The 26,995-nt window shown below is 45.2% G+C and carries 15 protein-coding genes, 10 tRNA genes and 6 rRNA genes; all 31 read left to right on the plus strand.

Annotated elements, in window-relative coordinates:
* Nucleotides 1–106 precede the first annotated feature (106 nt).
* The 31 genes from AC0VYH_RS00425 to clpC all read left to right on the plus strand — a co-directional run bounded on the left by AC0VYH_RS00425 (nucleotide 107) and on the right by clpC (nucleotide 26,973).
* On the plus strand, nucleotides 107–892 hold the full coding sequence (locus tag AC0VYH_RS00425; protein WP_194222614.1) for a type III pantothenate kinase: 786 nt from the start codon (nucleotides 107–109) through the stop codon (nucleotides 890–892).
* Nucleotides 893–1,162: 270 nt separating this feature from the next.
* Complete coding sequence (hslO, locus tag AC0VYH_RS00430) at nucleotides 1,163–2,044, plus strand: Hsp33 family molecular chaperone HslO (protein ID WP_283153206.1); 882 nt, start codon at nucleotides 1,163–1,165, stop codon at nucleotides 2,042–2,044.
* Between the two features lie 87 nt (nucleotides 2,045–2,131).
* Nucleotides 2,132–3,058, plus strand: a complete 927-nt coding sequence (gene cysK / locus AC0VYH_RS00435) for a cysteine synthase A (protein ID WP_475373180.1) — start codon at nucleotides 2,132–2,134, stop codon at nucleotides 3,056–3,058.
* A 315-nt stretch (nucleotides 3,059–3,373) separates the two neighbouring features.
* On the plus strand, nucleotides 3,374–4,768 hold the full coding sequence (gene pabB, locus AC0VYH_RS00440) for an aminodeoxychorismate synthase, component I (protein ID WP_475373770.1): 1,395 nt from the start codon (nucleotides 3,374–3,376) through the stop codon (nucleotides 4,766–4,768).
* A gap of 18 nt (nucleotides 4,769–4,786) precedes the next feature.
* Nucleotides 4,787–5,371 carry an aminodeoxychorismate/anthranilate synthase component II gene (gene pabA / locus AC0VYH_RS00445; protein ID WP_194222618.1) on the plus strand — a complete coding sequence of 195 codons (585 nt, stop codon included), beginning with the start codon at nucleotides 4,787–4,789 and terminating at the stop codon, nucleotides 5,369–5,371.
* A complete protein-coding gene (gene pabC, locus AC0VYH_RS00450) occupies nucleotides 5,362–6,216 on the plus strand; it encodes an aminodeoxychorismate lyase (RefSeq protein ID WP_194222619.1) in 855 nt (284 codons plus the stop codon). Before pabA ends, pabC begins: the two co-directional genes overlap by 10 nt.
* A gap of 69 nt (nucleotides 6,217–6,285) precedes the next feature.
* Nucleotides 6,286–7,107, plus strand: a complete 822-nt coding sequence (gene folP, locus AC0VYH_RS00455) for a dihydropteroate synthase (protein WP_475373771.1) — start codon at nucleotides 6,286–6,288, stop codon at nucleotides 7,105–7,107.
* 20 nt (nucleotides 7,108–7,127) lie between these two features.
* Nucleotides 7,128–7,493, plus strand: a complete 366-nt coding sequence (gene folB / locus AC0VYH_RS00460; protein WP_194222620.1) for a dihydroneopterin aldolase — start codon at nucleotides 7,128–7,130, stop codon at nucleotides 7,491–7,493.
* On the plus strand, nucleotides 7,486–8,010 hold the full coding sequence (gene folK / locus AC0VYH_RS00465; protein WP_194222621.1) for a 2-amino-4-hydroxy-6-hydroxymethyldihydropteridine diphosphokinase: 525 nt from the start codon (nucleotides 7,486–7,488) through the stop codon (nucleotides 8,008–8,010). Before folB ends, folK begins: the two co-directional genes overlap by 8 nt.
* A complete protein-coding gene (locus tag AC0VYH_RS00470) occupies nucleotides 7,962–8,174 on the plus strand; it encodes a helix-turn-helix domain-containing protein (RefSeq protein ID WP_283153205.1) in 213 nt (70 codons plus the stop codon). The genes folK and AC0VYH_RS00470 overlap by 49 nt, the downstream gene beginning before the upstream one ends.
* Nucleotides 8,175–8,633: 459 nt before the next feature.
* Nucleotides 8,634–10,127: a lysine--tRNA ligase gene (gene lysS / locus AC0VYH_RS00475; protein ID WP_475373181.1), complete on the plus strand. Its 1,494-nt coding sequence runs from the start codon at nucleotides 8,634–8,636 to the stop codon at nucleotides 10,125–10,127.
* Between the two features lie 315 nt (nucleotides 10,128–10,442).
* A 16S ribosomal RNA gene (locus tag AC0VYH_RS00480) occupies nucleotides 10,443–11,994 on the plus strand.
* A gap of 110 nt (nucleotides 11,995–12,104) precedes the next feature.
* A tRNA-Ile gene (locus AC0VYH_RS00485) sits at nucleotides 12,105–12,181 on the plus strand.
* A 56-nt stretch (nucleotides 12,182–12,237) separates the two neighbouring features.
* Nucleotides 12,238–12,313: transfer RNA gene (locus AC0VYH_RS00490), tRNA-Ala, on the plus strand.
* Between the two features lie 221 nt (nucleotides 12,314–12,534).
* Nucleotides 12,535–15,464 (plus strand): 23S ribosomal RNA (locus tag AC0VYH_RS00495).
* A 115-nt stretch (nucleotides 15,465–15,579) separates the two neighbouring features.
* A 5S ribosomal RNA gene (gene rrf / locus AC0VYH_RS00500) occupies nucleotides 15,580–15,696 on the plus strand.
* 9 nt (nucleotides 15,697–15,705) lie between these two features.
* A tRNA-Val gene (locus tag AC0VYH_RS00505) sits at nucleotides 15,706–15,781 on the plus strand.
* 33 nt (nucleotides 15,782–15,814) lie between these two features.
* Nucleotides 15,815–15,890, plus strand: a tRNA-Thr gene (locus tag AC0VYH_RS00510).
* 17 nt (nucleotides 15,891–15,907) lie between these two features.
* A tRNA-Lys gene (locus AC0VYH_RS00515) sits at nucleotides 15,908–15,983 on the plus strand.
* A 7-nt stretch (nucleotides 15,984–15,990) separates the two neighbouring features.
* A tRNA-Leu gene (locus AC0VYH_RS00520) sits at nucleotides 15,991–16,075 on the plus strand.
* 5 nt (nucleotides 16,076–16,080) lie between these two features.
* Nucleotides 16,081–16,155, plus strand: a tRNA-Gly gene (locus AC0VYH_RS00525).
* A gap of 18 nt (nucleotides 16,156–16,173) precedes the next feature.
* A tRNA-Arg gene (locus AC0VYH_RS00530) sits at nucleotides 16,174–16,250 on the plus strand.
* A 26-nt stretch (nucleotides 16,251–16,276) separates the two neighbouring features.
* Nucleotides 16,277–16,353 (plus strand) — tRNA-Pro (locus AC0VYH_RS00535).
* Nucleotides 16,354–16,364: 11 nt separating this feature from the next.
* A tRNA-Ala gene (locus tag AC0VYH_RS00540) sits at nucleotides 16,365–16,440 on the plus strand.
* Nucleotides 16,441–16,608: 168 nt separating this feature from the next.
* Nucleotides 16,609–18,160 (plus strand): 16S ribosomal RNA (locus tag AC0VYH_RS00545).
* A gap of 237 nt (nucleotides 18,161–18,397) precedes the next feature.
* Nucleotides 18,398–21,327, plus strand: a 23S ribosomal RNA gene (locus AC0VYH_RS00550).
* A gap of 115 nt (nucleotides 21,328–21,442) precedes the next feature.
* Nucleotides 21,443–21,559 (plus strand): 5S ribosomal RNA (rrf, locus tag AC0VYH_RS00555).
* The 16S, 23S and 5S rRNA genes sit together here with 10 tRNA genes alongside, the layout of an rRNA operon.
* An 842-nt stretch (nucleotides 21,560–22,401) precedes the next feature.
* On the plus strand, nucleotides 22,402–22,863 hold the full coding sequence (locus tag AC0VYH_RS00560; RefSeq protein WP_194220266.1) for a CtsR family transcriptional regulator: 462 nt from the start codon (nucleotides 22,402–22,404) through the stop codon (nucleotides 22,861–22,863).
* A gap of 38 nt (nucleotides 22,864–22,901) precedes the next feature.
* On the plus strand, nucleotides 22,902–23,438 hold the full coding sequence (locus AC0VYH_RS00565) for a UvrB/UvrC motif-containing protein (RefSeq protein WP_194220267.1): 537 nt from the start codon (nucleotides 22,902–22,904) through the stop codon (nucleotides 23,436–23,438).
* 41 nt (nucleotides 23,439–23,479) lie between these two features.
* Entirely contained in the window at nucleotides 23,480–24,535 is a 1,056-nt protein-coding gene (locus AC0VYH_RS00570; RefSeq protein ID WP_404684313.1) for a protein arginine kinase, read from the plus strand.
* Nucleotides 24,532–26,973: an ATP-dependent protease ATP-binding subunit ClpC gene (gene clpC / locus AC0VYH_RS00575; RefSeq protein ID WP_206759457.1), complete on the plus strand. Its 2,442-nt coding sequence runs from the start codon at nucleotides 24,532–24,534 to the stop codon at nucleotides 26,971–26,973. The genes AC0VYH_RS00570 and clpC overlap by 4 nt, the downstream gene beginning before the upstream one ends.
* Nucleotides 26,974–26,995: the final 22 nt, after the last annotated feature.

Below are 26,995 nucleotides of genomic sequence, written 5' to 3' on the forward strand. Positions count from 1 at the left end.
TATGGATGGTAATCGTTTTCAAAAAAGAACTTCGTTTTTAATTCCATTGTGTGGTATAACTATAGAGAGCATGATGAAAGTTAAATTTTTTTAATAAGGTGATAATATGATACTTGTGCTTGATGTAGGAAATACAAATATTGTTCTTGGTGTATATGAAGGCGAAGAGTTAACGCATCACTGGCGAATGGGGACAAGCAGAAAACAGACAGAAGATGAATACGCAATGGTTATTAAAGGACTCTTCTCTCATGAGGAACTTTCTTTTGACGATGTGGAAGGCATCATTATTTCGTCTGTAGTGCCACCTATTATGTTCGCTCTTGAGCGTATGTGCCAGAAATATTTTCATCATAAACCGTTAGTGATTGGTCCAGGAATTAAGACAGGCCTCAATATAAAATATGATAATCCGAAAGAAGTAGGAGCGGATCGTATTGTGAATGCCGTGGCGGGGATTCAATTATATGGAGCACCGCTAATTATTGTGGATTTTGGAACAGCTACAACTTACTGCTACATTGATGAGCAAAAACAGTATGTTGGGGGCGCCATCGCACCAGGCATTAACATTTCGACAGAAGCTCTATACATGCATGCAGCAAAGCTTCCACGAATTGAAATTGCGAAGCCAAATCATATCGTTGGAAAGAATACGGTTAGCGCCATGCAAAGCGGCACGCTATATGGATACGTAGGACAAGTGGAAGGGATTGTTTCTAGGATGAAGAAACATTCTCCGAAGGAACCTACTGTAATAGCGACTGGTGGACTTGCCTCACTTATAGCAGAAGAATGCGATCTTATCGATGTGGTTGACCCGTTTCTAACATTAAAGGGATTACACTTAATTTATAATAAGAACAAAGAAGAATTAAACGCATACCGATAAAACGGGGTGCGTTTTTCATTTTGCGTTTTGGGGGAAAATAAAAATAGATACTCTTTTTATCTCTTGTTTTATTGATGAATGAGCCGTTTTCCATAATGATATCTAAATTTAGTTAAAAAAAGCATTTAAAAGGTAAGTCGCAGACCACAGATTTATTTAACGAAAGATACGGAAGCGAGTGCATGTCAGTTTCTCTTAATGGAAGTTCTTGAAAAAATATTGTATCGTGTAATTGGGCAATGGCCCATTAGTGAAAGGAGCTACAAACAAATGAATGATTATTTAATAAAAGCACTTGCGTTCGATGGCAATGTAAGGGCTTATGCGATATCTAGTACTGAAATGGTTGCGGAAGCACAGCGACGTCACACTACTTGGCCAACTGCATCTGCTGCAATTGGTCGTGCTATGACTGCTTCGACAATGATAGCAACAGGACTAAAAGGTGAAGAGAAAATCACTGTGAAGATTGAGGGCGGTGGTCCTATCGGAGCCGTTGTGGTAGACGCTAACGCGAAAGGTGAAACGCGCGGGTACGTAAGCAATCCACATGTGCACTTTGATCTTAATGATAATGGGAAATTGGACGTTGCGCGTGCCGTTGGACAAGATGGTTTCCTATCCGTTGTAAAAGATATTGGTATGCGTGAAAAATTCACAGGGCAAGTTCCGATTGTCTCAGGTGAATTAGGAGAAGACTTTACGTACTATCTTGTGACTTCAGAACAAGTTCCTTCAGCAGTTGGAGTGGGCGTCCTTGTTAATCCAGATAATACGATTCTTGCAGCTGGTGGTTTTATGATTCAATTACTTCCTGGTGCAGGTGAAGAAACGATCCGTTTTATTGAAAAGCGTATTGAAGCGATTCCTCCAATCTCTAAATTGATTGAAGCAGGGAAAACACCTGAAGAAATTTTGAATGATCTTCTCGGAGAAGAAAACATTAAAATTATTGACAATATGCCTGTTCATTTTGAATGTAGTTGTTCCAAAGAGCGTTTTTCGAATGGCATTATGGGACTTGGCAAAGAAGAGATCAGCAGTATGATTGAAGAAGACGGTGAAGCGGAAACAACTTGTCACTTCTGCAATGCACATTATCACTTCTCGAAAGAAGAGCTTGAAGAATTACACGCTGAGAGCAAAGTTTAAAAAGGTTCAAATTGACACTTTTGACCTACGGTGATATTCTTTTAGAAAGAGAATTCCTATAAAAACACTCGGGTTTGAGGAGGCGTGATGATGAGGGTAGCAAATTCTATTACTGACTTAATCGGTCAAACACCTATTGTGAAACTAAATCGCATCACTAACGAGGAACATGCAGAGGTATATTTAAAGCTTGAATTCATGAACCCTGGAAGCAGCGTTAAAGATCGTATTGCACTTGCAATGATCGAAGCAGCTGAAGAAAAAGGCGAATTGAAACCTGGTGATACATTCGTAGAACCAACAAGTGGTAATACAGGTATTGGTCTTGCTATGGTTGCGGCTGCAAAAGGTTACCAGGCTGTTCTTGTTATGCCAGATACTATGAGCATGGAACGTCGTAACCTGCTGAAGGCGTATGGAGCAAAGCTTGTCCTTACTCCTGGTTCTGAAGGTATGGGCGGAGCGATTCGTAAATCAGAAGAACTAGCGAAGGAACATGGTTATTTCATGCCTCAGCAATTTAATAACGAAGCAAATCCGGAAGTGCACCGTCGTACGACTGGTCAAGAAATTGTTGATCAGATGGACCAGCTTGATGGATTTGTGGCAGGTATTGGCACTGGTGGGACAATTACTGGAGCAGGCGAAGTGTTAAAAAAGCATTTCCCTTCAATCAAGCTATACGCGGTTGAACCAACAGATTCACCTATTCTATCCGGAGGCAAGCCTGGCCCACATAAAATTCAGGGGATTGGTGCAGGTTTTGTACCGTCAGTTTTGAATACGGATGTATATGATGAAGTCGTTCAGGTTCAAAATGAACAGGCTTTTGAATGGGCTAGAAAAGCTGCACGAGAAGAAGGTATTCTTGGAGGCATTTCTTCAGGCGCGGCGATTTATGCAGCGCTTGAGGTAGCAAAGAAACTGGGTAAAGGAAAGAAAGTGCTTGCTGTGATTCCAAGTAATGGGGAACGTTACCTCAGCACACCTCTTTTTCAATTTGATGAAGATTAAGCAACTCTAAAAACAGTCCTTAACGGGCTGTTTTTCTTTTTAGTTTTTTGAAGTATTGATTCTTTACTATCCTAAATAACAGCTAATTAAATTAGACAGTTTATCAAATTTTTTATTAGAGACAACGAAAAGCTAAACGAAAAGAAAAAAGGTAAGTTTTTCTAAATGGGTGTTCGGAAGAGTTTGGGGAATATAAAAAGGATGAAGCAACGAAAGACTTCATGTAGAATAGAGGCATAAACAGGGCGTACGCTTAGCTTTTGATGGGGTGTGAAAAATTTGCCGGAACAACTAGAGAAAACAACACGGTTTTCAATTTTTGAAACTCTCGAATTAAGTGCGGATGAGTGGTTTTCAGGGTATAAATCTTTTATTGAAGGCCGCGATGAACATATTTTATTGGATAGTACACGTGGTGGTCGGTATAGCATGTTTGGTATTAAGCTTATTGCGAGCCTGTATGGACACGCCACTTTTCTTACGATTGATGAAGTAGGAAAAGAACCGAAAACGTTAGAGGGTAATTTACTTGAGTTGATGCAACACTGGATGGAACGGAATGTGTCGATCATGGATGAACGCTTACCTGACTTTCAGGGTGGGGCAATGGGGTTTCTGAGCTATGATATTGCGCGTCAAATTGAAAAACTTCCTGATATAGCATCAGATGACCTGGAGCTTCCTGAACTTTTCTTTGTTGTGTATGAAGATGTTGGCGTATATGATCACACTACGCAAACACTATGGTTTATTGCACAAGTTGAAGAGGGAAATAAAGAAGAAGGTAAGCGGCGTCTCGACGCGTATAAGGAGAAGTGGGTACAACAAAGTGAAGCAAGTTCTTCAGTGGCTGATTCTTATTCAAAAGCAACAAAACAGACCTTTTCAATGAGTCAAGAGTCATTCTCGATGGCCGTTCGAAAAGTACAGGAGTATATTTCAGCTGGAGACGTTTTTCAGGTCAATCTTTCCTTAAGAGAGTCAAGAAGTCTCCACACAGCCCCTATTTCTATTTACGAGACGCTTAGAACGATTAATCCATCTCCGTATATGTCCTTTATTCATACTCACTCATTTGATCTTGTGAGTGCTTCACCAGAATTACTTATTAAGAAAAAGGGACAAGAATTAACTACAAGACCAATTGCGGGGACGAGATCACGGGGAAAGAATGACGATGAGGATGAAGAACTTGCACGGACCCTTATTGAGAATGAGAAAGAACGCGCCGAGCATGTGATGCTTGTCGATCTTGAGCGAAATGATCTGGGGCGCGTTTGTACCTATGGAACGGTAGAAGTAGATGAGTTTATGGTGATCGAAAAATATTCTCATGTGCAGCACATTGTTTCAAACGTTCGTGGTATTTCATCGCCTGAGGCGACAGCATTTGATGCTATTAAAGCCACTTTTCCAGGGGGGACAATTACGGGAGCTCCTAAGGTACGAACAATGGAAATTATTGAAGAACTTGAGCCTGTTCGCCGAGGGGTTTACACTGGATCTATCGGATGGATTGGATTCAATGATGATATGGAATTAAATATTGCTATTCGAACTATGGTCATTAAAGATAATATTGCTCACGTACAAGCCGGTGCTGGAATTGTAATTGACTCTAATCCCGAAGCGGAGTACAAAGAGTCACTAAAGAAAGCAAGAGCATTATGGAAAGCGAAAGAGTTAAGTGAAGAGATTAGCAGAGATTAGCTTAGAGGAGGAAACAAAATGATTTTAATGATTGATAACTACGATTCATTTACGTATAACCTTGTGCAATACCTTGGAGAAATGGGAGAAGAGCTAGTAGTAAAAAGAAATGACGAAATAACCATCAAAGAAATTGAACAGCTTCGTCCCTCATTTATTATGGTTTCTCCAGGGCCGTGTAGTCCTGATGAAGCGGGGATTAGTATGTCTGTTATTCAGCACTTTGCTGGTAGCATACCGATATTCGGTGTCTGTCTTGGTCACCAGTCGATTGCGCAGGTATTTGGTGGAGATGTTATTAAAGCCGATCGACTTATGCATGGGAAAACATCACCGATGCATCATGATGGACGATCAATCTTTAAGGGGCTCGAGAATCCGTTTACTGCAACGAGGTATCATTCATTAATTGTAAAAAAAGAGACATTACCGGAATGCTTTGAGATCAGCGCATGGACACAAGAAGGCGAAATCATGGCAATTCGACATAAAGAGCTTGCGATTGAAGGGGTTCAGTTCCATCCTGAATCGATTATGACTGGCACAGGGAAAGCTTTGCTTAAGAACTTTATAGATGAGCATCGAAAAGAGCCATGTTTATAAACGTTAATGGAGAACTGATCGATGAAAAATCAGCTGTAATACCGGCTTATGATCACGGTTATCTCTATGGTGTAGGAGTTTTTGAGACGTTTCGAACGTACAATGGACATCCCTTTTTATTTGAGGATCACTATAATCGCCTTTTTGATTCCTTAAATGAACTTCAAATCGCACTACCCTATACAAAAGATGGCCTTCTCCTTGAGATAAGGCGAACGATTAATGTGAATGGCATTACAGATGCATATGTTCGCTTAAATGTTTCAGCAGGAGAAGGAGAGATTGGTCTTAGGACGGAACCCTACATTAGTCCAACGGTGATTATTTATGTGAAAGAAATAGGCGAACCGGTGCGAAAAGAAAAACGTGGTGTGGTTCTTTCACTTAGGCGAAATACGCCTGAAGGCCCTGTAAGACTTAAATCACATCACTATTTAAATAATATTCTTGCGAAAAGAGAAGTTGGAAATGATCCTTCAGTGGAAGGGATTTTTCTTTCACAAAGAGGAAAGCTTGCTGAAGGAATTGTTTCAAATTTATTCTGGTTTAAAAACGGCATTCTTTACACCCCGGACCTTACTACAGGAATCTTAAATGGCATTACCAGACAATACGTGATGGATGTGGCAAGAAAAAAAGGGATTTTAGTTAGGGAAGGTAACTTCGAGAAAAAGGAAATTCTCGAAGCAGATGAAGTGTTTGTTACAAATTCTATCCAAGAGATCGTGCCATTATCTAAGATTGAGCACAAATCTTTACCGGGACTTGAGGGTCATGCGACAAATGAGCTCATCCTTCAATATGAACAACACCGCACTTCGTTAATGAGTCGAAATGAATGCTAACTAAGAACATATGTACGAAAAGGAGTGAGCCGTTTGGCGACGGTAATAGATAATTATAAAAAACATCCAATGATGATGAAATGGCAGGATAGATTGATTGACTGGAATAAAAAAACTTGGGTTATGGGTATTCTGAATGCAACCCCTGATTCCTTTTCTGATGGTGGAGAATATAACACTACAGCACAAGCAGTAGCGCATGCTCTCCAACTTGTTGAGGATGGAGCGGACCTAATTGACATTGGCGGGGAATCTACCCGTCCTGGGGCTACAATAGTTCCGATGGATGAGGAGTTGAACCGTGTAATTCCAATTATCAAAGCTGTGCGTCATACTGTTGACGTTCCTATTTCTATTGATACTTATAAAGCGGAAGTGGCTAATCAAGCAATATTAGCAGGAGCGGATATTATTAACGATGTGTGGGGAGCTAAGGCTGATCCTGATATGGCCAGGGTGGCAGCGGAACATAATGTACCAATTATTCTTATGCATAATCGGTACGACACGAATTATGCTGATATCATGCTTGATATCAAGTCTGACATTGAAGAAAGTATTGAGATTGCTCGTTCTGCAGGTGTAAGGACTGAAAATATCATTCTCGATCCTGGAATTGGTTTTGCGAAAACTCATGAGCAAAATCTTGAAGTTATGAGGAGACTCGATGAATTTTCTTCTCTTGGATATCCTGTTTTGCTTGGTACATCAAGAAAATCGATTGTTGCTAGAACATTGAATACGCCGCCGAATGATCGGGTAGAAGGTACTGGAGCGACAGTTTGTCTCGGGATTGAAAGAGGCGCTCAAATTATCAGAGTTCATGATGTAAAACCAATGGTACGTATGGCTCTTATGATGGATGCTATGCTTAAACCACAGCTTAATTAAACAACAGGAGAGTGAATGATATGGATAAGATCTATCTAAACGGAATGAAATTTTACGGTTATCACGGCGTTTTTCCTGAAGAAAATAAGCTTGGTCAGCGTTTCTATGTTGATTTGGCCCTCGAAACAGATCTATCCAAGGCTAGTAACTCTGATGATTTAAATTACACTGTGAATTATGCAGACGCGTATAATTCAATCAAATCAATTGTTGAAGGCACGCCAAGAAAGCTAGTTGAAACTGTTGCTGAGGAAATAACAAAAAAGATGTTTCAAGAATTTGAGATTGTCGATGCTTGTACGGTGAAAGTGACTAAACCGGATCCTCCAATCGATGGTCAATATGATTCTGTTGCAATCGAGATGAAGAGGGAACGTAATGAATAGTGTATATGTTGGTATTGGATCCAATGTAGGGGATCGAGAAAACTACATCAAAACATCTTTATTAAGACTTCAAGAGTACCCAGGTGTAGAGATCACATCTACATCCTCGTTATATGAAACCGCTCCTGTAGGTGTAACAGAGCAGGGTGCTTTTCTTAACATGGTGGCTTTGCTAGAAACAGAATTGAATGCATTTCAGCTGCTCGAAATTCTTCAAGGGATTGAGCAGTCTCTAGGTAGAGAGCGCGACATTCGATGGGGCCCAAGAACAATAGACCTTGACATTTTGCTCTATAATCATGAGAATATTGTAGCAGAAGGTCTGGTCATTCCTCATCCTCGTCTCATTCAAAGAGGATTTGTGGTTATACCTCTTCACGAATTGAGTCCTGATATTATTATTCCAACTACCAATAAGAGAATTGATTCCTATTTTAATCATATAGAAGATAAAGAAGGTGTACGTCTATGGAAGCGGAGATCTACGGAAGACGTATTCGCGCTTTTCGAAAGTTGAAAGGTTATACTCAGGAACAGCTTGCGAAGGAACTCGGTGTTTCGGTATCTGTACTAGGAGAGATCGAGCGAGGGAACCGAAGACCTACAAATGATTTTATGCAGCTAGTAGCTAAGCAGCTCAGAGTTCCGCTTGAGGAACTTTTTCCTTTAGAACACAACTGAAAAATGAAGTGAAGCGTGTTAACGATTGGTGATGTTGCTTTATCGCACGGTTCAATACCTTGAAACCGGAAAGATTCTGGGTATCCTATGGCTAAAGAGAAGATTGATGAAGCAATGCTTCATCTTGATCGTCTTATAGAGCTTAAAGGAGAAAAAGTCGCCGTTCACGAAATAGGTAAACATGTTGAATAATACTCAATAGGACTTCGCGGTAACGGTAAGGGTCTTTATCAAATCAATGTAACGACTACGAGAGATGGTCTTGCTGAATTACTATGCGGGTTTATTGCAGAGCTTGAATCTAGACAGGCAGTTTGACTTTCTAACTAGCTCTTCATCTTTGCCATGATACACCCGGCGCGTTTGTCATAAGTTTTATATAAGTGAATGCTTGCTATTCATGATGCTTTCCGATAAAGTTATAGCGGGATAAACATAGATTTGACAGGAGTGATAGAGATGAGTCAGGAGCTTGAACTGAATGACCTTCTTAAAGTAAGAAGAGAAAAGCTTGACGTTCTGAAAGAGAATAATATTGATCCATTCGGACATCGGTTTGATCGTTCTCACTCAGCTAGCAAAATGCTAGAAGAGTTCGATTCTTTTTCAAAGGAAGAATTAGCTGAACAAAGCAAGGCAGTTTCCTTAGCTGGAAGAATTATGACTAAACGCGGAAAAGGAAAAGCAGGATTCGCGCATATTCAAGATTTAACTGGTCAAATTCAGCTTTATGTTCGTAAAGACACTGTTGGAGATGAGCAGTATGATCTTTTTGATTCAATGGATATTGGAGATATCATTGGTGTAAGTGGTGAAGCGTTCAAAACAAAAGTCGGAGAACTCTCTGTTAAAGTGAGTGACCTTCATTTGCTTTCAAAATCACTACGTCCATTGCCAGACAAATTCCATGGTTTGAAAGATGTAGAACAACGCTACCGTCAGCGTTATCTTGATTTAATAATGAGTCCTGACTCTAAAGAAACGTTCATCGCAAGAAGTCGCATCATCCAATCGATGAGACGTTATCTTGATGACCAGGGTTTCCTAGAAGTTGAAACACCAATGATGCACTCTATTCCTGGCGGCGCATCAGCACGTCCTTTCGTTACACACCACAACGCTCTTGATATGGAGCTTTATATGCGTATTGCCATTGAACTACATCTAAAGCGATTGATTGTAGGTGGCATGGAGCGTGTATATGAAATCGGAAGAGTTTTCCGAAATGAAGGTGTTTCTACACGACACAATCCTGAATTCACAATGCTTGAGTTATACGAAGCCTATGCGGATTATAAAGACGTCATGTCCTTAACAGAGCAAATGGTTGCTCACATCGCAAAAGAGGTAACAGGCTCTACAATGATTCAGTACGGTGATTATGAGATTAACCTCGAACCAGAGTGGAAAAGAGTGCATATGGTTGATGCTGTTAAAGAAGCAACAGGTGTCGACTTCTGGAAAGAGATGACGGATGAAGAAGCGCGCAGTATCGCTAAGGAACATGGCGTCGAAATCAAAGAGACAATGGAATTCGGACATGTCGTAAATGAATTCTTTGAACAGAAAGTTGAAGAAACGCTCATTCAACCTACTTTTGTATATGGACATCCGGTGGCTATTTCGCCTCTAGCTAAGAAAAATCCTGAAGATGGCCGTTTCACAGATCGTTTTGAGTTGTTTATCGTAGCTCGTGAACACGCCAACGCATTTACTGAGCTTAATGATCCAATTGATCAAAGAGAACGGTTTGAAGCGCAGCTTGTGGAGAGAGAGCAAGGTAATGACGAGGCCCACATGATGGACCATGACTTTATCGAAGCTCTTGAGTACGGTTTACCACCAACCGGTGGTTTAGGTATTGGAATTGATCGTCTTGTAATGCTTCTAACAAATTCTCCTTCTATTAGAGATGTTCTTCTATTCCCTCAAATGAGAAATACGGAACGATAGAAGTTAAAAGCCTTTAGAATGAAGTTCGTTTATCGAACTTCATTCTTTTTAGTTTTTCTAAAAAGAATTCAAAAAAGGGGTTGCGTATCTAAAGTAACCCTGATATAGTTATATAGGTCGCCGCAACAACGCGGTTGACGCCGAAAAGAATTTCAATAAAGTTGTTGACATTGATTTAGTTAATATGGTATATTAATAAAGTCGCTGAAAACGACATTGAAAGAAACAAATTGATCTTTGAAAACTGAACGAAACGCCATGTAAGTAGTTGTTTCTACGGAAGCAAAACATTGTTTTAAAGCTAGATTAAGCTTTCTATCGGAGAGTTTGATCCTGGCTCAGGACGAACGCTGGCGGCGTGCCTAATACATGCAAGTCGAGCGAAGAGATGGGAGCTTGCTCCCTGATCTTAGCGGCGGACGGGTGAGTAACACGTGGGCAACCTGCCCTGCAGACTGGGATAACTCCGGGAAACCGGAGCTAATACCGGGTAATACATCGCACCGCATGGTGCAATGTTGAAAGTTGGCTTTCGAGCTAACACTGCAGGATGGGCCCGCGGCGCATTAGCTAGTTGGTAAGGTAATGGCTTACCAAGGCGACGATGCGTAGCCGACCTGAGAGGGTGATCGGCCACACTGGGACTGAGACACGGCCCAGACTCCTACGGGAGGCAGCAGTAGGGAATCTTCCGCAATGGACGAAAGTCTGACGGAGCAACGCCGCGTGAGTGACGAAGGCCTTCGGGTCGTAAAGCTCTGTTGTTAGGGAAGAACAAGTACCGTTCGAATAGGGCGGTACCTTGACGGTACCTAACCAGAAAGCCACGGCTAACTACGTGCCAGCAGCCGCGGTAATACGTAGGTGGCAAGCGTTGTCCGGAATTATTGGGCGTAAAGCGCGCGCAGGCGGTCTTTTAAGTCTGATGTGAAAGCCCACGGCTCAACCGTGGAGGGTCATTGGAAACTGGAGGACTTGAGTGCAGAAGAGGAGAGTGGAATTCCACGTGTAGCGGTGAAATGCGTAGATATGTGGAGGAACACCAGTGGCGAAGGCGGCTCTCTGGTCTGTAACTGACGCTGAGGCGCGAAAGCGTGGGGAGCAAACAGGATTAGATACCCTGGTAGTCCACGCCGTAAACGATGAGTGCTAGGTGTTGGGGGGTTCCACCCTCAGTGCTGAAGTTAACACATTAAGCACTCCGCCTGGGGAGTACGACCGCAAGGTTGAAACTCAAAGGAATTGACGGGGGCCCGCACAAGCAGTGGAGCATGTGGTTTAATTCGAAGCAACGCGAAGAACCTTACCAGGTCTTGACATCCTCTGACAATCCTGGAGACAGGACGTTCCCCTTCGGGGGACAGAGTGACAGGTGGTGCATGGTTGTCGTCAGCTCGTGTCGTGAGATGTTGGGTTAAGTCCCGCAACGAGCGCAACCCTTGATCTTAGTTGCCAGCATTTAGTTGGGCACTCTAAGGTGACTGCCGGTGACAAACCGGAGGAAGGTGGGGATGACGTCAAATCATCATGCCCCTTATGACCTGGGCTACACACGTGCTACAATGGACGGTACAAAGGGCAGCAACACCGCGAGGTGAAGCGAATCCCATAAAGCCGTTCTCAGTTCGGATTGCAGGCTGCAACTCGCCTGCATGAAGCCGGAATTGCTAGTAATCGCGGATCAGCATGCCGCGGTGAATACGTTCCCGGGCCTTGTACACACCGCCCGTCACACCACGAGAGTTTGTAACACCCGAAGTCGGTGGGGTAACCTTTATGGAGCCAGCCGCCGAAGGTGGGACAAATGATTGGGGTGAAGTCGTAACAAGGTAGCCGTATCGGAAGGTGCGGCTGGATCACCTCCTTTCTATGGAGAATTACGAAGGTAACTTACGTTACCAACCTTACATGAGCGTTTCGTTTAGTTTTGAAAGAATGATTTATTCTTTCAATTAAATATAGTTAACAAGCCTTTATGGGCCTGTAGCTCAGCTGGTTAGAGCGCACGCCTGATAAGCGTGAGGTCGGTGGTTCGAGTCCACTCAGGCCCACCATAAAAGTTTTGTTGATTCGATTTATTCCTCTTGGTTGAATGCCATTTGGATCATTTGGGGCCTTAGCTCAGCTGGGAGAGCGCCTGCCTTGCACGCAGGAGGTCAGCGGTTCGATCCCGCTAGGCTCCACCAACACATCTACTATAATGAAATGAAACAAATATGCACCTGCGTCTTCGAGTAACGCTAACGATGTTGGCTTCCTCGGTGCAAGGCAGCATAAAAGTGGATTCAAGTAGTAGCCTTGTTCCTTGAAAACTAGATAGCACAAACAACGACATCCAATAATTATTTTTTATGCAATAACTTAGTAATAACTGATGCGTTATGGCAGCAATGCCTAACAAATCGAAGGTTAAGCTACTAAGGGCGCACGGTGGATGCCTTGGCACTAGAAGCCTAAGAAGGACGGGACGAACACCGATATGCTTCGGGGAGCTGTAAGTACGCTTTGATCCGGAGATTTCCGAATGGGGGAACCCACCATCTTTAATAGGATGGTATCCATTTCTGAATACATAGGGAATGGAAGGCAGACCCGGGGAACTGAAACATCTCATTACCCGGAGGAAGAGAAAGCAAACGCGATTTCCTGAGTAGCGGCGAGCGAAACGGAATCAGCCCAAACCAGAGGGCTTGCCCTCTGGGGTTGTAGGACGTCTCTTTGGAGTTACAAAGGCACGGATAGACGAAGCGACCTGGAAAGGTCCATCAGAGAAGGTAACAATCCTGTAGTCAAAATCCGATGCCCTCCGAGACGGATCCTGAGTACGGCGGGACACGTGAAACCCCGTCGGAATCCGGGAGGACCATCTCCCAAGGCTAAATACTCTCTAGTGACCGATAGTGAACCAGTACCGTGAGGGAAAGGTGAAAAGCACCCCGGAAGGGGAGTGAAAAAGAACCTGAAACCGTGTGCCTACAACTAGTTGGAGCCCGTTAATGGGTGACAGCGTGCCTTTTGTAGAATGAACCGGCGAGTTACGATCCCGTGCAAGGTTAAGCTGAGAAGGCGGAGCCGCAGCGAAAGCGAGTCTGAATAGGGCGAAATAGTACGTGGTCGTAGACCCGAAACCAGGTGATCTACCCATGTCCAGGGTGAAGTTCAGGTAACACTGAATGGAGGCCCGAACCCACGCATGTTGAAAAATGCGGGGATGAGGTGTGGGTAGCGGTGAAATGCCAATCGAACCTGGAGATAGCTGGTTCTCTCCGAAATAGCTTTAGGGCTAGCCTCGCGGCAAGAATCTTGGAGGTAGAGCACTGATTGGACTAGGGGTCCTTACCGGATTACCGAATCCAGTCAAACTCCGAATGCCAACGATTTATCCGCGGGAGTCAGACTGCGAGTGATAAGATCCGTAGTCGAGAGGGAAACAGCCCAGACCACCAGCTAAGGTCCCAAAGTATACGTTAAGTGGAAAAGGATGTGGCGTTGCTTAGACAACCAGGATGTTGGCTTAGAAGCAGCCATCATTTAAAGAGTGCGTAATAGCTCACTGGTCGAGTGACGCTGCGCCGAAAATGTACCGGGGCTAAACGTATCACCGAAGCTGTGGATTGTCTTACGACAATGGTAGGAGAGCGTTCTAAGGGCTGTGAAGTCAGACCGAAAGGACTGGTGGAGCGCTTAGAAGTGAGAATGCCGGTATGAGTAGCGAAAGACAAGTGAGAATCTTGTCCGTCGAAAGCCCAAGGTTTCCTGAGGAAGGCTCGTCCGCTCAGGGTTAGTCGGGACCTAAGCCGAGGCCGAAAGGCGTAGGCGATGGATAACAGGTTGATATTCCTGTACCACCTCCTTTCCGTTTGAACGACGGGGGGACGCAGAAAGATAGGGAGAGCGCGCTGCTGGAAATGCGCGTCCAAGCGATTAGGCTGGTGAATAGGCAAATCCGTTCACCGTGAAGGCTGAGTCGTGATGGCGAGGGAAATTTAGTACCGAAGTCCTTGATTCTACGCTGCCAAGAAAAGCCTCTAGTGAGGAAAAAGGTGCCCGTACCGCAAACCGACACAGGTAGGCGAGGAGAGAATCCTAAGACGATCGGGAGAACTCTCGTTAAGGAACTCGGCAAAATGACCCCGTAACTTCGGGAGAAGGGGTGCTTCCTCGGGTTTATAGCCCAGGGGAGCCGCAGTGAAAAGATCCAAGCGACTGTTTAGCAAAAACACAGGTCTCTGCAAAGCCGTAAGGCGAAGTATAGGGGCTGACACCTGCCCGGTGCTGGAAGGTTAAGAGGAGGGGTTATCCCTTACGGGAGAAGCTCTGAATCGAAGCCCCAGTAAACGGCGGCCGTAACTATAACGGTCCTAAGGTAGCGAAATTCCTTGTCGGGTAAGTTCCGACCCGCACGAAAGGTGCAACGACTTGGATACTGTCTCAACGAGAGACCCGGTGAAATTATAGTACCTGTGAAGATGCAGGTTACCCGCGACAGGACGGAAAGACCCCATGGAGCTTTACTGTAGCCTGATATTGGATTTTGGTACAGCTTGTACAGGATAGGTAGGAGCCATAGAAGTCGGACCGCCAGGTTCGATGGAGGCGTCGGTGGGATACTACCCTGGCTGTACTGACATTCTAACCCAGCACCGTGATCCGGTGCGGAGACAGTGTCAGGTGGGCAGTTTGACTGGGGCGGTCGCCTCCTAAAGTGTAACGGAGGCGCCCAAAGGTTCCCTCAGAATGGTTGGAAATCATTCGCAGAGTGTAAAGGCACAAGGGAGCTTGACTGCGAGACCTACAAGTCGAGCAGGGACGAAAGTCGGGCTTAGTGATCCGGTGGTTCCGCATGGAAGGGCCATCGCTCAACGGATAAAAGCTACCCTGGGGATAACAGGCTTATCTCCCCCAAGAGTCCACATCGACGGGGAGGTTTGGCACCTCGATGTCGGCTCATCGCATCCTGGGGCTGAAGTAGGTCCCAAGGGTTGGGCTGTTCGCCCATTAAAGCGGTACGCGAGCTGGGTTCAGAACGTCGTGAGACAGTTCGGTCCCTATCCGTCGCGGGCGCAGGAAATTTGAGAGGAGCTGTCCTTAGTACGAGAGGACCGGGATGGACACACCGCTGGTGTACCAGTTGTTCCGCCAGGAGCATAGCTGGGTAGCTACGTGTGGAAGGGATAAGTGCTGAAAGCATCTAAGCATGAAGCCCCCCTCGAGATGAGATTTCCCACAGCATGAAGCTGGTAAGATCCCTTAGAGATGATGAGGTAGATAGGTTCGGGGTGGAAGCGTGGCAACACGTGGAGCTGACGAATACTAATCGATCGAGGGCTTAACCTAAAATATTGGAAAGTTGTGCGTGCTATCTAGTTTTCAGGGAACACCTGAAATAAGGAAGTTCGATTAAGTGCCACCACGTCCTGTGGTGAACACCGAACGGCTAACATCCTGTTAGTCTAGTGATGATGGCGAAGAGGTCACACCCGTTCCCATGCCGAACACGGAAGTTAAGCTCTTCAGCGCCGATGGTAGTTGGGGGATCTCCCCCTGCAAGAGTAGGACGTCGCTAGGCTTATATAGTGGAGGATTAGCTCAGCTGGGAGAGCATCTGCCTTACAAGCAGAGGGTCGGCGGTTCGAGCCCGTCATCCTCCACCATATTTTCTTATAACCCGAAAGGGTACATATATCGCCGGTCTAGCTCAATTGGTAGAGCAACTGACTTGTAATCAGTAGGTTGGGGGTTCAAGTCCTCTGGCCGGCACCAGCTTTTCTTATCGAAAAGAGCCATTAGCTCAGTTGGTAGAGCATCTGACTTTTAATCAGAGGGTCGAAGGTTCGAGTCCTTCATGGCTCACCATGCATTTGCGGGTGTGGCGGAATTGGCAGACGCGCTAGACTTAGGATCTAGTGTCTTACGACGTGGGGGTTCAAGTCCCTTCACCCGCACCAATTGCGCGGAAGTAGTTCAGTGGTAGAACATCACCTTGCCAAGGTGGGGGTCGCGGGTTCGAATCCCGTCTTCCGCTCCATTAACTAAATTAGATTTTGCGCCCGTAGCTCAATTGGATAGAGCGTCTGACTACGGATCAGAAGGTTAGGGATTCGACTTCTCTCGGGCGCACCATTATTTTGTTGGTTTTCTTCTTTTTACGGGAAGTAGCTCAGCTTGGTAGAGCACTTGGTTTGGGACCAAGGGGTCGCAGGTTCAAATCCTGTCTTCCCGACCATTCATACCAACGGGGCCTTAGCTCAGCTGGGAGAGCGCCTGCCTTGCACGCAGGAGGTCAGCGGTTCGATCCCGCTAGGCTCCACCAATTAATTTTAAAAAAGTTGTTGACACTGACAAATGAATCATGATATGATGGTTTGGTCGCTGAAAACGACATTGAAAGAAAAATTGATCTTTGAAAACTGAACGAAACGCCATGTAAGTAGTTGTTTCTACGGAAACAAAACATTGTTTTAAAGCTAGATTAAGCTTTCTATCGGAGAGTTTGATCCTGGCTCAGGACGAACGCTGGCGGCGTGCCTAATACATGCAAGTCGAGCGAAGAGATGGGAGCTTGCTCCCTGATCTTAGCGGCGGACGGGTGAGTAACACGTGGGCAACCTGCCCTGCAGACTGGGATAACTCCGGGAAACCGGAGCTAATACCGGGTAATACATCGCACCGCATGGTGCAATGTTGAAAGTTGGCTTTCGAGCTAACACTGCAGGATGGGCCCGCGGCGCATTAGCTAGTTGGTAAGGTAATGGCTTACCAAGGCGACGATGCGTAGCCGACCTGAGAGGGTGATCGGCCACACTGGGACTGAGACACGGCCCAGACTCCTACGGGAGGCAGCAGTAGGGAATCTTCCGCAATGGACGAAAGTCTGACGGAGCAACGCCGCGTGAGTGACGAAGGCCTTCGGGTCGTAAAGCTCTGTTGTTAGGGAAGAACAAGTACCGTTCGAATAGGGCGGTACCTTGACGGTACCTAACCAGAAAGCCACGGCTAACTACGTGCCAGCAGCCGCGGTAATACGTAGGTGGCAAGCGTTGTCCGGAATTATTGGGCGTAAAGCGCGCGCAGGCGGTCTTTTAAGTCTGATGTGAAAGCCCACGGCTCAACCGTGGAGGGTCATTGGAAACTGGAGGACTTGAGTGCAGAAGAGGAGAGTGGAATTCCACGTGTAGCGGTGAAATGCGTAGATATGTGGAGGAACACCAGTGGCGAAGGCGGCTCTCTGGTCTGTAACTGACGCTGAGGCGCGAAAGCGTGGGGAGCAAACAGGATTAGATACCCTGGTAGTCCACGCCGTAAACGATGAGTGCTAGGTGTTGGGGGGTTCCACCCTCAGTGCTGAAGTTAACACATTAAGCACTCCGCCTGGGGAGTACGACCGCAAGGTTGAAACTCAAAGGAATTGACGGGGGCCCGCACAAGCAGTGGAGCATGTGGTTTAATTCGAAGCAACGCGAAGAACCTTACCAGGTCTTGACATCCTCTGACAATCCTGGAGACAGGACGTTCCCCTTCGGGGGACAGAGTGACAGGTGGTGCATGGTTGTCGTCAGCTCGTGTCGTGAGATGTTGGGTTAAGTCCCGCAACGAGCGCAACCCTTGATCTTAGTTGCCAGCATTTAGTTGGGCACTCTAAGGTGACTGCCGGTGACAAACCGGAGGAAGGTGGGGATGACGTCAAATCATCATGCCCCTTATGACCTGGGCTACACACGTGCTACAATGGACGGTACAAAGGGCAGCAACACCGCGAGGTGAAGCGAATCCCATAAAGCCGTTCTCAGTTCGGATTGCAGGCTGCAACTCGCCTGCATGAAGCCGGAATTGCTAGTAATCGCGGATCAGCATGCCGCGGTGAATACGTTCCCGGGCCTTGTACACACCGCCCGTCACACCACGAGAGTTTGTAACACCCGAAGTCGGTGGGGTAACCTTTATGGAGCCAGCCGCCGAAGGTGGGACAAATGATTGGGGTGAAGTCGTAACAAGGTAGCCGTATCGGAAGGTGCGGCTGGATCACCTCCTTTCTATGGAGAATTACGAAGGTAACTTACGTTACCAACCTTGCATGAGCGTTTCGTTTAGTTTTGAAAGAATGATTTATTCTTTCAAACCAGGTGAAGTGATGAAGCTTAGGCGGATTCAAACAGTAGCCTTGTTCCTTGAAAACTAGATAGCACAAACAACGACATCCAATAATTATTTTTTATGCAATAACTTAGTAATAACTGATGCGTTATGGCAGCAATGCCTAACAAATCGAAGGTTAAGCTACTAAGGGCGCACGGTGGATGCCTTGGCACTAGAAGCCTAAGAAGGACGGGACGAACACCGATATGCTTCGGGGAGCTGTAAGTACGCTTTGATCCGGAGATTTCCGAATGGGGGAACCCACCATCTTTAATAGGATGGTATCCATTTCTGAATACATAGGGAATGGAAGGCAGACCCGGGGAACTGAAACATCTCATTACCCGGAGGAAGAGAAAGCAAACGCGATTTCCTGAGTAGCGGCGAGCGAAACGGAATCAGCCCAAACCAGAGGGCTTGCCCTCTGGGGTTGTAGGACGTCTCTTTGGAGTTACAAAGGCACGGATAGACGAAGCGACCTGGAAAGGTCCATCAGAGAAGGTAACAATCCTGTAGTCAAAATCCGATGCCCTCCGAGACGGATCCTGAGTACGGCGGGACACGTGAAACCCCGTCGGAATCCGGGAGGACCATCTCCCAAGGCTAAATACTCTCTAGTGACCGATAGTGAACCAGTACCGTGAGGGAAAGGTGAAAAGCACCCCGGAAGGGGAGTGAAAAAGAACCTGAAACCGTGTGCCTACAACTAGTTGGAGCCCGTTAATGGGTGACAGCGTGCCTTTTGTAGAATGAACCGGCGAGTTACGATCCCGTGCAAGGTTAAGCTGAGAAGGCGGAGCCGCAGCGAAAGCGAGTCTGAATAGGGCGAAATAGTACGTGGTCGTAGACCCGAAACCAGGTGATCTACCCATGTCCAGGGTGAAGTTCAGGTAACACTGAATGGAGGCCCGAACCCACGCATGTTGAAAAATGCGGGGATGAGGTGTGGGTAGCGGTGAAATGCCAATCGAACCTGGAGATAGCTGGTTCTCTCCGAAATAGCTTTAGGGCTAGCCTCGCGGCAAGAATCTTGGAGGTAGAGCACTGATTGGACTAGGGGTCCTTACCGGATTACCGAATCCAGTCAAACTCCGAATGCCAACGATTTATCCGCGGGAGTCAGACTGCGAGTGATAAGATCCGTAGTCGAGAGGGAAACAGCCCAGACCACCAGCTAAGGTCCCAAAGTATACGTTAAGTGGAAAAGGATGTGGCGTTGCTTAGACAACCAGGATGTTGGCTTAGAAGCAGCCATCATTTAAAGAGTGCGTAATAGCTCACTGGTCGAGTGACGCTGCGCCGAAAATGTACCGGGGCTAAACGTATCACCGAAGCTGTGGATTGTCTTACGACAATGGTAGGAGAGCGTTCTAAGGGCTGTGAAGTCAGACCGAAAGGACTGGTGGAGCGCTTAGAAGTGAGAATGCCGGTATGAGTAGCGAAAGACAAGTGAGAATCTTGTCCGTCGAAAGCCCAAGGTTTCCTGAGGAAGGCTCGTCCGCTCAGGGTTAGTCGGGACCTAAGCCGAGGCCGAAAGGCGTAGGCGATGGATAACAGGTTGATATTCCTGTACCACCTCCTTTCCGTTTGAACGACGGGGGGACGCAGAAAGATAGGGAGAGCGCGCTGCTGGAAATGCGCGTCCAAGCGATTAGGCTGGTGAATAGGCAAATCCGTTCACCGTGAAGGCTGAGTCGTGATGGCGAGGGAAATTTAGTACCGAAGTCCTTGATTCTACGCTGCCAAGAAAAGCCTCTAGTGAGGAAAAAGGTGCCCGTACCGCAAACCGACACAGGTAGGCGAGGAGAGAATCCTAAGACGATCGGGAGAACTCTCGTTAAGGAACTCGGCAAAATGACCCCGTAACTTCGGGAGAAGGGGTGCTTCCTCGGGTTTATAGCCCAGGGGAGCCGCAGTGAAAAGATCCAAGCGACTGTTTAGCAAAAACACAGGTCTCTGCAAAGCCGTAAGGCGAAGTATAGGGGCTGACACCTGCCCGGTGCTGGAAGGTTAAGAGGAGGGGTTATCCCTTACGGGAGAAGCTCTGAATCGAAGCCCCAGTAAACGGCGGCCGTAACTATAACGGTCCTAAGGTAGCGAAATTCCTTGTCGGGTAAGTTCCGACCCGCACGAAAGGTGCAACGACTTGGATACTGTCTCAACGAGAGACCCGGTGAAATTATAGTACCTGTGAAGATGCAGGTTACCCGCGACAGGACGGAAAGACCCCATGGAGCTTTACTGTAGCCTGATATTGGATTTTGGTACAGCTTGTACAGGATAGGTAGGAGCCATAGAAGTCGGACCGCCAGGTTCGATGGAGGCGTCGGTGGGATACTACCCTGGCTGTACTGACATTCTAACCCAGCACCGTGATCCGGTGCGGAGACAGTGTCAGGTGGGCAGTTTGACTGGGGCGGTCGCCTCCTAAAGTGTAACGGAGGCGCCCAAAGGTTCCCTCAGAATGGTTGGAAATCATTCGCAGAGTGTAAAGGCACAAGGGAGCTTGACTGCGAGACCTACAAGTCGAGCAGGGACGAAAGTCGGGCTTAGTGATCCGGTGGTTCCGCATGGAAGGGCCATCGCTCAACGGATAAAAGCTACCCTGGGGATAACAGGCTTATCTCCCCCAAGAGTCCACATCGACGGGGAGGTTTGGCACCTCGATGTCGGCTCATCGCATCCTGGGGCTGAAGTAGGTCCCAAGGGTTGGGCTGTTCGCCCATTAAAGCGGTACGCGAGCTGGGTTCAGAACGTCGTGAGACAGTTCGGTCCCTATCCGTCGCGGGCGCAGGAAATTTGAGAGGAGCTGTCCTTAGTACGAGAGGACCGGGATGGACACACCGCTGGTGTACCAGTTGTTCCGCCAGGAGCATAGCTGGGTAGCTACGTGTGGAAGGGATAAGTGCTGAAAGCATCTAAGCATGAAGCCCCCCTCGAGATGAGATTTCCCACAGCATTAAGCTGGTAAGATCCCTTAGAGATGATGAGGTAGATAGGTTCGGGGTGGAAGCGTGGCAACACGTGGAGCTGACGAATACTAATCGATCGAGGGCTTAACCTAAAATATTGGAAAGTTGTGCGTGCTATCTAGTTTTCAGGGAACACCTGAAATAAGGAAGTTCGATTAAGTGCCACCACGTCCTGTGGTGAACACCGAACGGCTAACATCCTGTTAGTCTAGTGATGATGGCGAAGAGGTCACACCCGTTCCCATGCCGAACACGGAAGTTAAGCTCTTCAGCGCCGATGGTAGTTGGGGGATCTCCCCCTGCAAGAGTAGGACGTCGCTGGGCAACATAAGAGAAGCGAGAGACCTGAGGGTTTCTCGCTTTTTTGTATTCAAAAAATGTTGAAAGCTCGTAAGAGAAAAAGCTGCAGGAAAGACAATCAAAAACTTCTTCGTAAGCTTCGTAGGGGTGGGAGAAGCAAGAAATTCGAGGAAGCAAGTGATGTCAGACCGGAGTGGATATTCGAGAGATCCATGAGGATCTGGCATCGCGCAGCTGACGAAGAAGTTCGCCGCTTATCGCGCCCCGTATGAGAACACGGAAGTTAAGCTCGAGCGCCGATGGTAGTTGGGGGATCTCCCCCTGCAAGAGTAGGACGTCGCTGGGCAACATAAGAGAAGTGAGAGACCTGAGGGTTTCTCGCTTTTTTTGTATTTCTTTCTCAACAATTTTAGATAGCTAGTTCTGTTTTAAAAGATCGCGGAATTAATTTTTCTGTTTGCATAATTGTTTTGCCTTACTATCGCAGAGTAATTCCTCAAGCATCTAAATACCTGATCGGATATATTCTCTATCTAAGCACTCTATATAATAGAGAAATATAAGCAATTTATATAGCAGGGTTAAGAAACTTTTAATGAAAAATTTTGCTACCCTTATGTAGCAAATGAATTATTCGAGTCTAATCGTATTTTTTTGTTTAATAGTTTTCTGAAGAAAATTTTAGTTGCTCTATTAAAAGGTGAAAACTAGAGAAAAAAGAGTCTTGGATTTATCTTAAATGGTAATGCTTTATACAGAAGAACTACGATAGGCTTGTTGCTTTGCAATCCTTGATAAAAACGTTATAATATATTTAACGTCAAATATAGTCAAAGTCAGTATGGGGACGGAGAGGAGGGAACTACGTGAGGAATGTTTCCGATATTATTGAAGCATATTTAAAGAAAATTTTAATGGTGGATGGAAGGGATGCTGTTGAAATAAAGCGAAGTGAAATAGCAGATAAATTTCAATGTGTTCCCTCGCAAATTAATTATGTAATAAATACCCGCTTTACGATTGAAAAAGGCTATATTGTGGAAAGTAAGAGAGGTGGAGGGGGTTATATACGGATCGTTAAAGTTAAACCCGAAACCCACGCTGATTTAATAGACGAAATGATACAGATCGTCAAAAATCAAGTGCCACAAGTAGTTTCAGAAAATATTATTCTTCGTTTACATGAAGAAGAGGTAATTTCGGAGCGAGAAGCGAAGTTAATGTTAAGCGTACTAGATCGTACTGTGATTACTATAGAATTACCAGTTAGAGATCATCTGCGTGCGAATATGTTGCGTGCCATGCTAACTGCTTTAAAATATAAATAAATTTTATACTTTTTAGGGTAGAGAAGGAGGGTTGCCCTATGACTTGTCAGGAATGTGGTGAGCGCCCTGCTACGCTTCATTTCACTAAGATTATTAATGGTGAAAAAACAGAGTTTCACATTTGTGAGAAGTGTGCTAAGGAAAAAGGTGAGGTTGAGCCAGGCACTAACCATTTTTCTATCCATAACTTATTATCGGGATTACTAAATTTCGATACCCCTATTGAGGAGAATCCAGCTCAGTCTTTTTATAAAAAAGAGCCAATACACTGTCCAAAGTGTGGGTTGACCTATCAACAATTCACTAAGATTGGAAGATTTGGGTGTTCTGAGTGCTACAAAACCTTTTCGGATAACTTGGATCCTATACTTAAAAAAGTTCATGGGGGCAATACTGTTCACGCTGGAAAAGTTCCGAAGAGGGCTGGAGCAGCGATAGAAATTGAACGCAAAGTTCAGAACTTAAGAAGCAAAATGAAAGAGTATATCCAGCATGAAGAATTTGAAAAAGCTGCAGAAACTAGAGATTTGATTCGTTCCCTTGAAGAAAAGAGCAAATGGGAAGGGGGAGCATAATGTCACTTCAGCATTTTATCAGTGAAGCCGTAAGCCCATGGATGAAAGATGAGGGTCCAGATTCTGATATTGTCATGAGCAGTCGGGTCCGATTTGCACGTAACTTAAAGAATTATGTTTTTCCGATCGTTTCAAACAGTGAGGATAATTTACAAGTTATAAAAGAAGTTCGACAACAGTTTACAGATATTCCAGACGACCAGATTGGTGAACTTGAATTAATTGAAATGGATGAGTTAAAACCTATCGAGAAGAGAGTTCTTGTGGAGAAGCACTTGATTAGTCCTAACCTTATCGAACACTCAAATAACGGCGGTGTGCTTCTGAGCGAGAATGAAACGGTTAGTATAATGATTAATGAAGAAGATCATTTTCGTATTCAATGTCTAGTTGCAGGGTTCGAACTGAAGAAGGCGCTAACCATTGCAAATTCATTAGATAACTGGATTGAAGGAAAAGTTGACTACGCATTTGATGAAAGAAAAGGATATTTAACAAGTTGTCCTACTAATGTGGGAACCGGCATGCGAGCTTCTGTTATGCTACACCTCCCTGCGCTTGTATTAACACAGCAATTAAACCATATTATTCCGGCTATCAACCAGCTCGGTCTTGTCGTAAGAGGTAGCTATGGGGAAGGTAGCGAAGCGCTAGGTAATATTTTTCAGATATCAAATCAGATCACTCTTGGAAAGACAGAAGATGACATCATCGAAGATTTACAAGGTGTGGTTATGCAAGTTATCGAAAAAGAACGTGCTGCTAGAAGGGCACTTCTAGATAACTCCCGAATTGAGTTAGAGGATCGTATTTATCGTGCCCTTGGTGTTCTGCAGAACAGCAGAATTATTCAATCAAAAGAAGCAGCTAAGTGTTTGTCAGATGTAAGACTTGGTATTGATTTAGGTCTTGTAAAAGGCTTATCTAAATCGATATTGAATGAATTGCTTATCCTAACTCAACCAGGTTTCTTACAGCAGTATGCTGGGGCAAGTCTTACCCCTACGGAACGAGATATCAAACGTGCTACTTTAATTAGAGAAAGACTTGAACTTGAAGATCAACTAACGAAGAATTTGGAGGGTGATGAACAATGATGTTTGGACGATTTACAGAACGTGCCCAGAAAGTACTTGCTTTAGCACAAGAAGAGGCGATCCGACTTGGCCATAACAACGTTGGTACTGAACATATCTTACTTGGGTTAGTCCGTGAAGGTGAAGGTATTGCAGCCAAAGCGTTAACAGCACTTGGACTTGGTTCAGACAAGATTCAAAAAGAAGTAGAGAAGTTAATTGGACGCGGACAGGATTCTGTTCAATCCATTCACTATACACCACGAGCTAAAAAAGTGATTGAATTATCGATGGATGAAGCACGTAAGTTGAGCCATTCCTATGTAGGTACTGAACATATTCTACTTGGCTTAATTCGCGAGGGTGAAGGTGTTGCTGCACGCGTACTTAATAACTTAGGGGTAAGCTTAAATAAAGCTCGTCAGCAGGTTCTACAATTGTTAGGTAGTAATGAAAGCTCTTCTTCTAGTCATCAAGCTGGAGGAGCGAGCGCAAATACTCCTACACTAGATAGTCTTGCAAGAGATCTTACTGTGATCGCTCGAGACAACGGACTGGATCCTGTTATTGGTCGAAGCAAAGAAATTGAGCGAGTGATTGAAGTGCTTAGCCGACGTACAAAGAATAACCCTGTCCTAATCGGAGAGCCAGGAGTTGGTAAAACTGCAATTGCAGAAGGCCTTGCTCAGCAAATTATTAACAATGAAGTACCTGAAACGCTTCGTGATAAGCGCGTTATGACGCTAGATATGGGTACTGTCGTTGCAGGTACGAAATACCGCGGTGAATTTGAAGACCGTTTGAAGAAAGTAATGGATGAAATTCGTCAGGCAGGTAACATTATTCTGTTTATTGATGAACTTCATACACTAATTGGCGCTGGTGGTGCAGAAGGAGCAATTGATGCTTCAAATATTCTTAAACCTGCACTAGCAAGAGGAGAACTTCAATGTATTGGTGCTACTACTCTTGATGAGTATCGTAAATACATTGAGAAGGATGCTGCCCTTGAACGTCGCTTCCAACCAATTCAAGTTAACGAACCGACAAGTGATGAGTCCGCTCTTATTTTAAAGGGACTTAGAGATCGTTATGAAGCTCATCACCGCGTTACGATTACTGACGATGCGATCGAAGCCGCGGTTAAACTTTCAGATCGTTACATTTCGGATCGTTTCTTACCGGATAAAGCAATTGATTTAATTGACGAAGCCGCTTCGAAAGTTCGCCTTCGTTCTTATACTGCACCACCAAATTTAAAGGAACTTGATAAGAAGCTTGAAGAGGTTCGAAAAGAAAAGGATGCTTCTGTTCAAAGCCAGGAGTTTGAGAAAGCCGCTTCTCTTCGTGATTCTGAACAACGCTTACGCGAGCAGCTAGAGCAGACGAAGAAAGAATGGAAAGAAAAGCAAGGAAAAGAGAATCAAGAGGTTACACCGGAGGATATTGCGATTGTCGTTGCCAATTGGACCGGTATCCCGGTTTCCAAGCTAGAAGAGCAGGAAACAGAACGTCTATTGAAAATGGAAGAGATTCTTCATAATCGCCTGATCGGTCAAGAAGAAGCCGTAAAATCTATTTCAAAAGCAGTACGACGTGCTCGTGCTGGATTGAAGGATCCTAAGCGCCCAATTGGTTCATTTATTTTCCTTGGGCCAACAGGGGTAGGTAAAACTGAACTAGCTCGTGCTGTTGCTGAAACACTATTCGGTGAAGAAGATTCTGTTATTCGAATTGATATGTCTGAGTACATGGAGAAACACTCAACGTCACGTCTTGTTGGTTCACCTCCAGGCTACGTTGGATATGAAGAAGGCGGCCAGTTAACTGAGAAGGTAAGACGCAAACCTTATTCTGTTATCTTGCTAGATGAAATTGAGAAAGCACATCCAGATGTCTTTAATATTCTTCTTCAAGTACTAGAAGATGGACGATTGACTGATTCTAAAGGTCGCGTAGTCGATTTCCGTAATACTGTCGTTATTATGACTTCAAACGTTGGAGCTAGCACGCTTAAACGTAATAAATACGTTGGCTTTTCGACAGGCTCTGAAGGTCAGGAATATAGCGATATGAAAGGTAAAGTGATGGATGATCTTAAGAAGACTTTCCGTCCAGAGTTCCTAAACCGAATTGATGAGACGATTGTATTCCATTCGCTTGAAAAGAAACACTTGAAGGAAATCATTGTTCTGATGGCCAACCAGCTTAAAGCTCGTCTATCAGATCATGGTATTGATTTTGAATTAACGGATACGGCTCTCGATAAGATCTCTGAAGAAGGTTATGATCCAGAGTATGGTGCTCGACCGCTTAGAAGAGCTCTACAGCGCCATATTGAAGATCGCCTTTCTGAAGAGTTGCTTAGAGGTAACATCGAAAAAGGCCAACGAGTGAAAATCGATTATAAAGAAAATGATTTTGTTGTCGAGACCCTTTCTGAAGCAACTTCATCTTAAGAATAACAACCGGAAGGCAAAT

The sequence above is a fragment of the Anaerobacillus sp. QJM3NY_32 genome, assembly GCF_056173645.1.

Excerpts from the sequence above, each read along its gene's own strand:
- AC0VYH_RS00425 (WP_194222614.1), top strand. The coding sequence starts at position 107 with ATGATACTTGTGCTTGATGTAGGAAATACAAATATTGTTCTTGGTGTA.
- hslO (WP_283153206.1), top strand. The coding sequence starts at position 1,163 with ATGAATGATTATTTAATAAAAGCACTTGCGTTCGATGGCAATGTAAGG.
- cysK (WP_475373180.1), top strand. The coding sequence starts at position 2,132 with ATGATGAGGGTAGCAAATTCTATTACTGACTTAATCGGTCAAACACCT.
- pabA (WP_194222618.1), top strand. The coding sequence starts at position 4,787 with ATGATTTTAATGATTGATAACTACGATTCATTTACGTATAACCTTGTG.
- pabC (WP_194222619.1), top strand. The coding sequence starts at position 5,362 with ATGTTTATAAACGTTAATGGAGAACTGATCGATGAAAAATCAGCTGTA.
- folP (WP_475373771.1), top strand. The coding sequence starts at position 6,286 with ATGATGATGAAATGGCAGGATAGATTGATTGACTGGAATAAAAAAACT.
- folB (WP_194222620.1), top strand. The coding sequence starts at position 7,128 with ATGGATAAGATCTATCTAAACGGAATGAAATTTTACGGTTATCACGGC.
- folK (WP_194222621.1), top strand. The coding sequence starts at position 7,486 with ATGAATAGTGTATATGTTGGTATTGGATCCAATGTAGGGGATCGAGAA.
- AC0VYH_RS00470 (WP_283153205.1), top strand. The coding sequence starts at position 7,962 with ATGGAAGCGGAGATCTACGGAAGACGTATTCGCGCTTTTCGAAAGTTG.
- lysS (WP_475373181.1), top strand. The coding sequence starts at position 8,634 with ATGAGTCAGGAGCTTGAACTGAATGACCTTCTTAAAGTAAGAAGAGAA.
- AC0VYH_RS00565 (WP_194220267.1), top strand. The coding sequence starts at position 22,902 with ATGACTTGTCAGGAATGTGGTGAGCGCCCTGCTACGCTTCATTTCACT.
- AC0VYH_RS00570 (WP_404684313.1), top strand. The coding sequence starts at position 23,480 with ATGAAAGATGAGGGTCCAGATTCTGATATTGTCATGAGCAGTCGGGTC.
- clpC (WP_206759457.1), top strand. The coding sequence starts at position 24,532 with ATGATGTTTGGACGATTTACAGAACGTGCCCAGAAAGTACTTGCTTTA.